The sequence below is a fragment of the Acetobacter sp. genome (genome assembly GCF_047721705.1).
Classification (GTDB): Bacteria; Pseudomonadota; Alphaproteobacteria; order Acetobacterales; family Acetobacteraceae; genus Acetobacter.
This window is the reverse complement of sequence record NZ_JBDNXK010000095.1, coordinates 1-11,458: the sequence shown is the minus strand read 5'-3', so window position 1 is coordinate 11,458 and position 11,458 is coordinate 1. Positions and strand designations below refer to the sequence as shown.

Below are 11,458 nucleotides of genomic sequence, written 5' to 3'. Positions count from 1 at the left end.
TGGCACGCAGGCGCAGGTGCTGGTCGATCTGACAACGCACCTCAAGCTAAACACGACAGTCGGTACGGGCGGCAACGTGACCGGGTTTACGACACCTGAGAACGATCCCGGCAGCAGCGTTGGCCTGCTCTGGCAGTATCGTTACTGAACAGACTGTTCAGTGCGGCAGATATCTTTTCACCTGCCGTATGGCGTCGACAAGCATCCGGCGAGGCGAATTGCGCAGGACGTGTTTGACATCGATGAGCGTGGCATTTCCCGCTGCGGACAGCGTGTGCAGCCCGTCGGTAAAAGGGGCCAGCCGCGCGGGCGCTGTCAGATTGGCGCCGAGATCGAATTCCGGAGAAGCTGAGAACGGTAAAGATGTTTTCATCAGTTGCAGGCTACCGCCATAGGTGCGTTCACAATTCTGCGTCGGTAGAATGAGACACCCGTTTTCGAGAACAGGCGTGCCTCCCATTCGGCTGCTGCTTTTGTGCGTCCGCACCGGCTCAGCGGAAATATCCTTCCATGGCCCGAAAAGGGTCGGAGCGCGGGCCATTTTCAGCGTGCTGGTGCGCCGGTCTGCGGGGTAGGGAGGCGTATAGAACATCCACCACTCATCATTGATGCATATGGGTGAAGCATCAATCGCAGCCCAAGGGAAGGAAAACGCCGGTACCGGCTCCCATTCCCAAGGAAACTGCTTGGCACGATAGAGTGTCAGACGGCCTGATTTATGTGCTTCCGGAAGCATCCATATTTCGCCTTCCGCTTCGATGAGAAACGGATAGGACAGATGCCATGGCTCAGAGAGCACAACCCGCTCTTCGACAACCTGAAACATCATGTTCAGTTTGAAGGCTTTTATGACGCCTTTGCGAGTTCTGTAATCATAATACTCGGTCAGAACATACAGATCGCCCTGATACCGGAGTCCAAAAGGATCGGCGAGAAAGCACAGGGGTTTCTGATCGGGCAGCCAGTAGATGGGGAACGGATCGACGGAACCGGCTTCGATGACGCGTTCGATCGGAACCGGAAGGACGCCCGTTTTCCAGATATCGGTTTTGAAAATACTCATGAGTTCACACCACGCGGGCGAGATCGCGGATGCAGAAATTGACCGTTTCACGTCCCTGCCATCTGTCTATCCGGAGCCAGCCCGCGACATTGAGGGTAGGGCGGCTCAGATCTTCCAGCAGATCAAGAACGCGATCGTCTTTCACATTGAACATGATGCCGTTGATCTTGCGGTTGCCTTCCCCCGAAAGGGTGACACGGATGGAGCGTTTATTCGCGCCAATCCGAAAGAACCGATCGACCTTTACGTTGCCGATAGCCAGAAGCGGCTCCTCATTGCCCTGACCAAACGGAGCCAGCATCGCCAGAGCATGACCTAGCTCGGCATTGGCGGCGCTGGGCGGGATAAGCGCATCGATCGGAAGGAAGGCCTTGCGGGGATTGTGCCGCGCCGCTTCAAACCGTTCGTTCAGGAACGCATGCAGGGCTGGCAGATGCTCGATGGACAGCGAGAACCCGCAGGCTGCGGTATGTCCGCCCGCAGCGGTCAGCAGCCCATGCTCCTTGGCGGCGATGACTGCCGCGCCCACATCGAAACCGGGAACTGAACGGCCCGAGCCTTTTAGCATGCCGTTCTCATCAACAGTCGCTACGAAACTGGGACGGTTGAATTCTTCCTTGATCCGGCTTGCGACAATGCCGACGACGCCGGCGTGCCAGTCATTGCTCGTAACCAGAATGGCCGCATTGCCAGACTCGAACTGTTCTCTGGCCTGCGTCATAGCCGCTTCGAGAATATCGGCTTCGACATCCTGTCTTTTGCGATTCACATCGTTGAGACGTTCGGCCATCTGCCGGGCTTCAAGCTCGGTTTCTGCGGTGAGAAGGCGGAAACCCAGATCCGATTCTGCAATGCGACCACCAGCGTTGATGCGTGGGCCAATCGCGAAACCACAGGAAAAAGCCGTCGGTTTTTCCAGAACGCTTGCAACGTCCATCAGCGAACGCAAGCCTGTCCGATTGCGCTCGCCCATCACCCGCAACCCCTGATGGACGAAAGCACGGTTGAGGTCGCGTAACGGCATCACGTCGCAGATGGTCGCCAGCGCCACGAGGTCGAGACATTCGAGGAGTTTTGGCTCCTTATGTCCCTCCTTGAAATATCCATTCTGCCGCAGGACACGTGTGGTCGCCACGAGTGTCATGAAGGTCAGCGCCGTCGCACAGAGATGGTTCAGGGTGGAAGGACAGTCAGGCTGGTTCGGATTGACCAGCGCGTGAATGTCAGGAAGGGCCAGTTCCGCCTTGTGATGGTCGATGACGATCACATCGGCTTTGCCTTCGAGGCAGGCGAGAATACTGGCTGCTGCCGTGCCGCAGTCCAGACACACAACAAGCGACGCACCCCGTGTATTCAAACCGAGCAGGGCGGTTTCGTTGGGGCCATAGCCTTCGTTCATACGATCCGGGATGTGCGTATGAACCGGGCAGCCGAACTCTCTGAGAAAGGTTGTCAGCAGGGCTGAAGAGCACGCGCCATCGACGTCGTAATCACCGAGAATACCTACGGTTTCCCCGGCTTTTACAGCCTTGGCGAGGCGTTCTGCCGCCTTGTCCATGTCGCGGAGCGTGGAAGGGTCCGGCAGGAAGGCGCGCAGACGCGGCTCAATGAACGCGGATGCATGTTCGGGGCCAAGCCCGCGCATGGCCATGATACGCGCCACGATTTCCGGAACACCGCAGGATTGTGCAATAGCGCTTCCAATGCGGAGTGTGCGCTCATCGTCCGCGCCGGTGCGCCAGACCCAGCGATGGCCCGTAAGGCTTTCCGTCACTCCCAGAACAGCATCGGGAAGGGCGGACGGGACATCGCTCAGGGAAATGGTTTCAGACATTCTGACGTGCAGTGGAAAAGGCCCGAAGGCCTCTCCTTAACGGGAGACCCAGGTCTTTGTCGTGAAGTTGTGGTAACCTTCGATGAAACGCAGGGTGCCGGACTTCGAACGCATCACCAGCGAGTGAGTGATGGCGCGGTTCGGCATGCGCTTCACGCCTTCGAGCAAAAAGCCGCTCGTCACGCCTGTGGCGGAAAACAGAACATCGCCATCGGCAAGGTCAAGCAGACCCAGCTTGCGATCGGGCTTCTTGTTGGGGTTCATCTTCTGGGCACGCTCGCGCTGGGCGTCGTCTTCGAACAGGAGACGCGCCTGCATCTGGCCGTTCATGCAGCGGATGGCCGCAGCAGCCAGAACACCTTCAGGCGCACCGCCGGAACCGGCATAGATATCGACGGAAGAGCTTTCGAGACAGGCGGCGATACCGGCAGCAACATCGCCATCGGAGATCAGACGCACACGGGCGCCCGCTTCACGGGTTTTGGCGATCAACTCGGCATGGCGTTCGCGGTCGAGAGCACACAGGGTGATCTCGCCAATCTCGCGGCCACGAGCCTTTGCCAGATTGCGCAGGTTTTCACCGATCGGCGCATCAAGGTCGATCACATCTTCCGGCAGACCAGAGCCCACAATCAGCTTGTCCATGTAGACGTCAGGCGCGTGCAGGAAGTTTCCGCTCTCCGCCAGCGCCACAACCGTGATGGAGTTTGGCTGGTCCTTGGCGCACAGGTTGGTGCCTTCCAGCGGGTCAACGGCGATATCCATCGCGGGGCCACCGGCACCGACTTTTTCACCGATATACAGCATCGGTGCCTCGTCCATCTCGCCTTCACCGATGACGACAGTGCCATCAATAGCGACTGTATCGAAAGCCTTTCGCATGGCTTCCACCGCTGCGCCATCGGCGTCGTTCTTCTTGCCACGGCCAGTCCAGTGAGCGGAGGCGAGAGCTGCGGCCTCCGTCACGCGGACCAGTTCCAGCGCCAGATTGCGGTCCGAAACGATAACGGAACGGGAAGTCGTGTCGACCATGCGTCGTCTCCAGTGGTGGACGGCCCGCCACGCAGGGCCTCATTCGGGCAAAAGGTGTATCATTCACCCGAATTAAGGTCGAGGGCAGGAAAAAGTCAGAAAGTTTCTATGCGGATGAGCACAGGCGCGGCTGACACCACGTTCAGTTCAGCAATGCGTTTTACGGCGGCCTGCATTGCGCTTTCTTCGGTCGGGTGCGTCATCAGCACGAGCGGCACATCATCTCCTTCACGCACGGACGGATGCTGGAGCATGCTGCTGAGCGACACACCGCAGTCGCGCAGGATGGCGGTGATGTCGGCAATCACACCCGTACGGTCGGCCACGGTGAGGCGGATATAGAACGCGCCACGCCATTCTGAGGCCGGGCGGCCTTGCACGGCGTGCAGGGTGCGAACGTCAGTACCCCAGACCGGCACGGTATTACCCCGTGCGACATCGATGATGTCAGCCGCGACGGCGGTTGCTGTCGGGCCAGCGCCCGCACCACGCCCTTCGAGCATCATCCGGCCGACGAACGTGCCTTCAGCGATGACGGCATTGAACACGCCATCCACCTGCGCGATGGGCGCGGTTTCCGGCACAAGACACGGCGCGACACGGGCTTCGATGCCTTTTTCAGTGCGTCGGGCTAGACCGAGGAGCTTGATCCGATAACCCAGTGTGCGGGCGAAACTCAGGTCCAGTGCGCCGATGCTGCGGATGCCTTCAACATGCACGCTCTTGAATTCGACTGGATTGCCGAACGCGAGGGAAGCGAGGATCGTCAGCTTGTGCGCGGCGTCGATGCCGTCGACATCGGTGGAGGGATCGGCTTCCGCGTAACCCAGTTCCTGCGCTTCGGTGAGCACGTCGGCGAAGTCACGGCCCGTCTCACGCATGGCAGTGAGAATGTAGTTGCAGGTGCCGTTCAGAATGCCGCCAACCGAGAGAAGGCGGTCCGCAGCGAGCCCTTCGCGTACGGTTTTGATGGCGGGAATGCCGCCCGCTACCGCTGCTTCAAATAATAAAGGCGCGTCATGCTCCGCGCTCAGGCGCGCGAGGGTGTCACCGTGAATGGCGAGCAGGGCCTTGTTCGCCGTCACCACGGGCTTGCCCGCTTTCAGCGCGGCTTCGACCAGTGTGCGTGCGGTGCCATCGGAACCGCCAATCAGCTCAACGACCACATCGACATTGGGGTCATTAGCCAGATCGGCGGCATTCGTGTGCCATGTAAGGTGGTTGAGATCGATACCGCGATCACGGGTGCGATCCCGTGCGGCAACGGCTGTAATCTCGACCGGCCGGCCCGCCCGTGCAGTAATGATGTCCGCGTTGTCGCGCAGGAGTATGGCAAGTCAGGCAACCACGGTGCCGAGGCCCGCAACGCCGAGGCGCAGCGGGGATTTGGAAGCAACGTCTCCTTTGGACGAAGTCACGACGCGGTATCCTCCAGAACTGAGTTTTTCGGCTGTGGGCTGCTTGGCCCCTTGATGCCGTGGGCGGACAGAAAACTTTTGATCGACCGGGTTGCCTGACGCAGGCGCTGCGTGTTCTCGACAAGACCGATGCGCACGAAGCCTTCGCCATGTTCACCGAACCCAAGGCCCGGCGCGACGGCGACGCCCGCTTCCTGCAACAGCAGTTTCGAGAACGCGACACTGCCCATGTCGGCGAATTTCTCCGGAATGGGCGCCCATGCGAACATGGAGCCTTCGGGTTTTGGTACGTCCCAACCTGCGGCGTGGAGACCACGCAGCAGCACGTCCCGGCGGTCCTTGTAGAGCTGCCGGATCTCGGCCACGCAGTCCTGTGGCCCGCTGAGTGCTGCGACGGCAGCTACCTGAATGGGTGTGAACGCGCCATAGTCGAGATAGGATTTGATCCGCGCCAGCGCCGCGATCAGGCGGGGATTGCCCGCCGCGAAGCCCATGCGCCAGCCCGCCATCGAATAGGTCTTGGAAAGGGAGGTAAACTCTACAGCGATGTCTTTCGCGCCCTCAACAGCGAGGATGGAGGGTGGCACGAGATCGCCAAAATAGATCTCGGCATAGGCCAGATCGGAAAGAATGAAGATTTCTTCCTTCCGGCAGAATTTGACGATTTCCTTGTAGAAATCGAGGTCCGCGAGATAGGCGGTCGGATTGGACGGGAAGTTGACGATCAACGCGGTCGGCTTTGGCACCGAGTGACGCACGGCGCGCTCAAGGGCGCGCAGCATCTCATCATCGGGATAGGCCGGAATGGAGCGCACGGACGCCCCAGCAATGATGAAGCCGAACTGGTGGATCGGATAGGATGGGTTGGGCACCAGAATGGTGTCGCCGGGGCTGGTGATGGCCGAGGCAAGATTTGCGAGACCTTCCTTGGAGCCGAGCGTGGCGATCACTTCCGTTTCCGGGTCCAGCTTCACATCGAAGCGGCGCTCGTAATAACCCGCAAGCGCACGGCGCAGGCCGGGAATGCCGCGACTGACGGAATAGCCGTGGCTGCGCGGGTCGGCGACCGTTTCCACCAGTTTCTTGACGATATGCGGTGGAGTCGGGCTGTCCGGATTGCCCATGCCGAGGTCGATGATGTCCTCGCCCCGGGCCCTGGCGGCGGCCTTGGCCTTGTTGACCTCCGCGAAAACGTAGGGAGGGAGGCGACGGATGCGATGGAACTCTTCGGTCATGGCCGGAATGTCCTGCGGGCTCTTGGGGCTCTTTTTGCCGGAATGGCGGGGGTGAATGGTATAGGAAGCGCGAAAGGGAGTGGCAAGGTGCCGCGACGCATCCTCAGCCTCTCCTGACTGTTGTGTACCGGCATGTCTTGAAAAGAAGTGTATTGCCGTCTTCTACTGTCCGGCAGCTTGCTAATCGAAACAAGGAAACACAGCGAAATGGACATGCGCCGCCTTCGGAAGAAGATTTTGGGCTCCCTGACGGCGGGCATCGTCGCGCTTGCTGGCACCGGCGTTTGGGGCAATTGAGACCACACCCCCCACCCCCCCCACCGCCACACATCTCTACGTCTTTGGCGACAGCTACAGTGACAGTGGCGCGCTGCTGACGCTTACCACGGAAGCGGTGCGGGCGCATGTTCCGGGTGCCGTCATTCTTCCGGCTCCGGAAGGCAGCCGCACATACTGGGAAGGGCGGTGGAGCAATGGACCGACCGCCGTCGAGGTTCTGGCGCATCAGATGGGTGTCGGTATCGACAATTACGCCGTGGGTGGCGCCCGTTCGGGAAGCGGCAATTACGATAGCTGGCTGGATAGCTGGGCTGATACGGGACTGCGTTCGCAGGTCATGTCGTACCTGTCAGGCCGGCGGCAGGTCGATCCGGGTGCACTCTATATTCTGGGTGCCTCGGCCAACGATTTTTTCCAGAAAATGGCGTTTTCCAAACCTGTGCTGGAACGGGATGTGGCGTTTGATTCCGCTCAGGACGTGCAGAATGCCGTCGAGATGCTGGCCCGTCGCGGTGCGCGTCGCTTCCTGATCCTGCTTTCCTATCCGCTGGCTCAGGTGCCTGCGCTTGCAGGTCATCCCGAAGAAGTGGCGCTTGCAGAGCAGTTCGAGCAGGATTTTGATCGCGATGTGCGGGACGATCTTGCTGTTCTTGAGAAAACCGATGGCATCACCATCAAGTGGTTTTCCGTGAAAGAGGCGATGGAAGAAGTGGTCAGCAACGCCGCAGCCTATCATCTGACAAACCTGACGCAGCCCTGTCAGCCCACACTGCCGCGCGTTGGTGTCGCCTGCCGCAACCCCTCATCGTATCTGTGGTGGGACGAGTTTCACCCTACTCACAAGGTTCATGGGATCATGGCGGGTAAAATGGCGGAAGCTCTGTCACGCCATTGAGGAGAAGCTGTTTCCAGACCAAGAGATTGTAGAAGGCGGAGCAGCGTGACCGGGTCACCGTTCCGCACTTCGGGAGACTGGAGGATCTCGTCCAGTTGCGTGACAAGATCCTGTCCTTCAGGCGCACTGGCTACCGGCTGTTCGAGCCACCAGATGCTGGCCGCCCCCGCAAGCTGCCGTAGCATGAACAGCACCTCCGCGCTTGCCTTTAAGGAAGGTGAGCGACGCAAACCTTCAAGCCTTGTCTGCTGATAAAGGATTTCCGCCTGTGTTGAGGAAGTTCCGGCGATGCGGCGTGCCTGTTCGATTTCGCTCCACCCAGCTTTGTCCGGCCGAGCCGCAAGGGCCGCGTAGCGCAGATTGGCTGTGAAGGCTTCCGCCACACGTTCCGCAAGCGGGGCAGGGCGTTTTTCCGGCCAGAGCAGCACACAGGCCGCCAGTCCCACAATGCTGCCGATGATGTTGTTGGTAGCCCGTTCAAGGCCTACGTCCCAACCCTGTGTGGTCGCAACAAGGTCAGTGACCAGCACGAACAGTTGCGTCATGAACATCACGCACAGCGTATAGTTCACACTCCTCAGCGCGATGGTGATGGCCGCAAGCGGAAAGATCAGCAGCAGGATGACGGGTTGGGGGAGCGTAACCCCTGCCAGTGCTGCCAGCAGCCCCCCGGCGATACTGCCCGCCATGCGTTCCAGCGCGCGCGGCAGAGTGATGTTCATGCTCGGCTGTGTGACGACCACCACCGCCATCATCGCCCAGAAGGCGTAAGGCAGGTGGAGGGCAAGGGAAATGGCGTAAGCAACGAGAACGCCTGTTGTCAGCCGCAGGGCATGTCTGACGAAAAAACCTGAAGCCAGTGGAGAGTTTTTTCGGAGAGACGGTTCTTCTGTTGCTCCTACCGATGCCGGTCCTTTCTCCCATGCGTTTTGCAGGTCCGAGAGAGCGTCCGCGCACATGTGAGCGCCCCGCGCGAAGAGGTCACCTTGAGGCGACCCGGCGGTCCGGAGAAACGCAATCTGCCTTGTCAGGCTGCCGGGACGTGGCTGGGGGCGGCCCAGTTCACGGGCGACACGTTGCAGCGTGGCCGTGACCAGTCTGATTGTCCGGCGTCCGAGAGGCGAAACATTTCGGGAAAAGACAGCGTGCTCAAAGCCCATGATTGCAGCGAACACCCGGTCGCTGGCTTCGATGGCTGGAAGGAGGCGGGCACGGGTGCGACAGGTAAGAACGTCGGTGGAGAGCGCTTCGACGGAAGAGCGGGTCTGTTCGATACGATGCCGGATGGCCCGTCGATAGGCGCTGATGGCGTGATAAGGATCTTCCTGCTCTTCCAGTCTGGTCGAAGAGAGATCAAGCAGTCGCGCGGTCATGGCGGCCTGCTCACGGAAGATCGCCGCACATGCCAGCTTCTGGGGTGCGAATGGATCGACCGGCCATGCGAAGAAGCAGATCAGGGCCGCCCAGATCGAACCGCTGGCAAATAGACCGGCCAGTTGCAGAGCCCCTGTGGGCGTTTGCGGATAACAGACGGCGACCACCCCGACGATTGCGCAGAGGACACTGATCTGTGTGGCGATGGCGCCACGCATGCGCGCCAGTCCGCACAGAAAGGTGCAGAGACCAAGCGCCGCGAAGACAGGCACCAACCCCAGTCCGGATGCCACTGACAGGAGACCCGTAATAAGTGTTCCAAAGACGCCGAATGTCGCAATAGCCTTGATCCGACGTTTCAGCAGCCCACCGGGATCGACGAGGCAGGTCCAGAAGGCCGAGAAGGCCGACCATGCCATGAGTGACATTTCCATGTGCCACGCCAGCAGCATGACGGACCCAACGGCGACACCGGCGCGCATGCCCTCTCGGACCGCGATCTGTTCCGGCGCGACATTGATGGCGCGCACACCGAACCAATGCGTAACGGTCGGCGGAATGATGCCGGTCGACAGCATGGACAGGAGCCGCCTCAGGCGTTGGCGGAGGGTATGTGGGCGCATTCTCATCGGACCGCATGCAATAGAAAAACCAGGCGACTCACGATAGTGTGAGGATGCTAGGAATGCGAGGTTTCCTGTGCATTCATTTCGTTATTATGACATTGGCGACGTCGTGCCCGATCTGACTGAACGTTTCCTGCAGGGAGGTTGCGTCTGGGGAAACGAAGTAAGTATCGTTTGAACTGGCGCATGACTGCATGAGGGACTGCGTGGTCGCGTCCACCGATGATGAATGGTTGAACAGGAGCACATAGATTGTGATGCCCTGAGCCTTGATGTTGGTGCATATTTCGCTGGTGATGGCGTTCAATTGCGTATAGGCCGCGGAATAGGTTGTGGTTCCCAGAGTGCTGCTTTTGAGCCGACCGTAAGCGGTCATGTCGCCATCGCCGCTGGCATCCGGGTACTGCGCTGAGGACTGGAACCATCCATTGATGCCGTCCGTCATGAGAACGATGATTTTCTGCGTGCCGGAATCACGTGGCAGATCAGCGTCGCCCCATAATCCTTTCCATCGTGAACTGATGGTCAGCCATCCGGCCTGCAAGCCCGTGTTGATCATGGTGCCCCCGCGCCACACCATGCGCATGTTGTCGATTGCGGCGAGCAGCGTGTCCCTGTCCGATGTTTCCGGGACGATAGGCTGATAGGGGCAACCGAGATTGGGGCCGGTGGCATACCAACCGGATGGGTTGCTGGGGTTCGTTCCGTTCGGACTTTCCGGGTAGTTGTATGCTTCTGTGATATTGTTGGTCGATCCTGTGGCCCAACTGTTGTCGCCGGGCTTTGTGCCGCTGCGGGAAGTCGTGAGGCGCAACGTGCTTGAGCCTGACACATAGGTCCAGCCGTAAAGCCCATAGGTCGGGTAAGTCGAAGGATAGAAGTACGCGGTGAAGGGCGCTTCAGAAGGCGTTGCGTCATCCTGATCGTGGCCTCCTTCGGTGCGCGCCATCATGCAACCCTGCCAGCTTCCCGGAGCATAGGCGTATGAACTGATGTCGGTGTTCAGCCAGTCCGTATGTTGGGAGCCGAAATTCACCTCCGCGCCAAAGGGAACAATCGATATCCAGCTTTGCACGGTGTCATCGCCTTCCGGCAAAACCGCGTTGATAAGCGTCTTCGCTCCATCCCGTGTCGCCTGCATGCCGCTGTGACCAAGGGAGCCGGTATTATCGATGACAAGCGCCAGTTCCAGCCCGGTTGTCGATGCCTTTCCGCTGGCGCTGGCGCTGACGGTGAGGGCAAAGGCGGTCGTATAAGGGATGATGTTGACCTGCGCGCTGGCCGACATGCTGATACCGGTGGAAGTGTCCGTGATATCGGTGATCGTTGCTGTGCTGTTGCCCGGACCCACAGAATTCGGCTGATGGGACTGGGCGAAATTGGCCCAGAAGACATTCGTCATTCTGGTCGTGCGATCTGTGCCGCTCTGAAGGCGCGCCCCCGCCAGAACGGCGGAATCCAGTGCATCCTGCAGAGCCTGCCGGACGACAACGCCTTCTTCCAGACTGACGGCGGAGGCAATGCCGATCATCAGGACGCCGAAACTGACGCCCGCTATAGCCAGAACGGACCCCGAACGATCCTGCAAAAAAACATCGGGACGAAGAGCGGCGCGCAGAAACAGCAAGATGCGCCGCAAATACTTTCCCACGTATAATTCTCCTGAATATTACTGGTCGATGAAATATTCAGTATGTTGATA

General features: G+C 59.6%; 8 protein-coding genes and 1 pseudogene. 2 read left to right on the top strand and 7 right to left on the bottom strand.

All coding sequences use genetic code 11. From position 1 onward, the window contains the following. Positions 1–157: 157 nt before the first annotated feature. From ABF824_RS13535 to ABF824_RS13515, 5 genes and pseudogenes are all read right to left on the bottom strand, one after another. A complete protein-coding gene (locus ABF824_RS13535) occupies positions 158–1,063 on the bottom strand; it encodes a hypothetical protein (protein WP_415489534.1) in 906 nt (301 codons plus the stop codon). 4 nt (positions 1,064–1,067) lie between these two features. Next, the gene (gene recJ, locus ABF824_RS13530) at positions 1,068–2,897 is read right to left on the bottom strand and encodes a single-stranded-DNA-specific exonuclease RecJ (RefSeq protein ID WP_415489533.1); all 1,830 of its coding nucleotides are present in this window, start codon (positions 2,895–2,897) and stop codon (positions 1,068–1,070) included. 36 nt (positions 2,898–2,933) lie between these two features. After that, the gene (gene glpX / locus ABF824_RS13525; RefSeq protein ID WP_415489532.1) at positions 2,934–3,929 is read right to left on the bottom strand and encodes a class II fructose-bisphosphatase; all 996 of its coding nucleotides are present in this window, start codon (positions 3,927–3,929) and stop codon (positions 2,934–2,936) included. 95 nt (positions 3,930–4,024) lie between these two features. After that, a pseudogene (locus ABF824_RS13520) lies at positions 4,025–5,347 on the bottom strand (homoserine dehydrogenase). Next, a complete protein-coding gene (locus ABF824_RS13515) occupies positions 5,344–6,582 on the bottom strand; it encodes an LL-diaminopimelate aminotransferase (protein ID WP_415489531.1) in 1,239 nt (412 codons plus the stop codon). The pseudogene ABF824_RS13520 and the gene ABF824_RS13515 overlap by 4 nt, the downstream one beginning before the upstream one ends. Here ABF824_RS13515 and ABF824_RS13510 point away from each other — a divergent pair. Together ABF824_RS13510 and ABF824_RS13505 are read left to right on the top strand one after the other, a co-directional pair. Further along, positions 6,565–6,699 carry a hypothetical protein gene (locus ABF824_RS13510; RefSeq protein ID WP_415489530.1) on the top strand — a complete coding sequence of 45 codons (135 nt, stop codon included), beginning with the start codon at positions 6,565–6,567 and terminating at the stop codon, positions 6,697–6,699. The two genes, ABF824_RS13515 and ABF824_RS13510, sit on opposite strands and share 18 nt — an antisense overlap. Before the next feature lie 151 nt (positions 6,700–6,850). Next, the gene (locus ABF824_RS13505) at positions 6,851–7,756 is read left to right on the top strand and encodes an SGNH/GDSL hydrolase family protein (RefSeq protein WP_415489529.1); all 906 of its coding nucleotides are present in this window, start codon (positions 6,851–6,853) and stop codon (positions 7,754–7,756) included. Here ABF824_RS13505 and ABF824_RS13500 read toward each other — a convergent pair. Then, the gene (locus ABF824_RS13500) at positions 7,708–9,708 is read right to left on the bottom strand and encodes an FUSC family protein (protein ID WP_415489528.1); all 2,001 of its coding nucleotides are present in this window, start codon (positions 9,706–9,708) and stop codon (positions 7,708–7,710) included. The genes ABF824_RS13505 and ABF824_RS13500 overlap by 49 nt on opposite strands. A gap of 127 nt (positions 9,709–9,835) precedes the next feature. After that, the gene (locus ABF824_RS13495) at positions 9,836–11,395 is read right to left on the bottom strand and encodes a hypothetical protein (RefSeq protein ID WP_415489527.1); all 1,560 of its coding nucleotides are present in this window, start codon (positions 11,393–11,395) and stop codon (positions 9,836–9,838) included. Between the last annotated feature and the right edge of the window lie 63 nt (positions 11,396–11,458).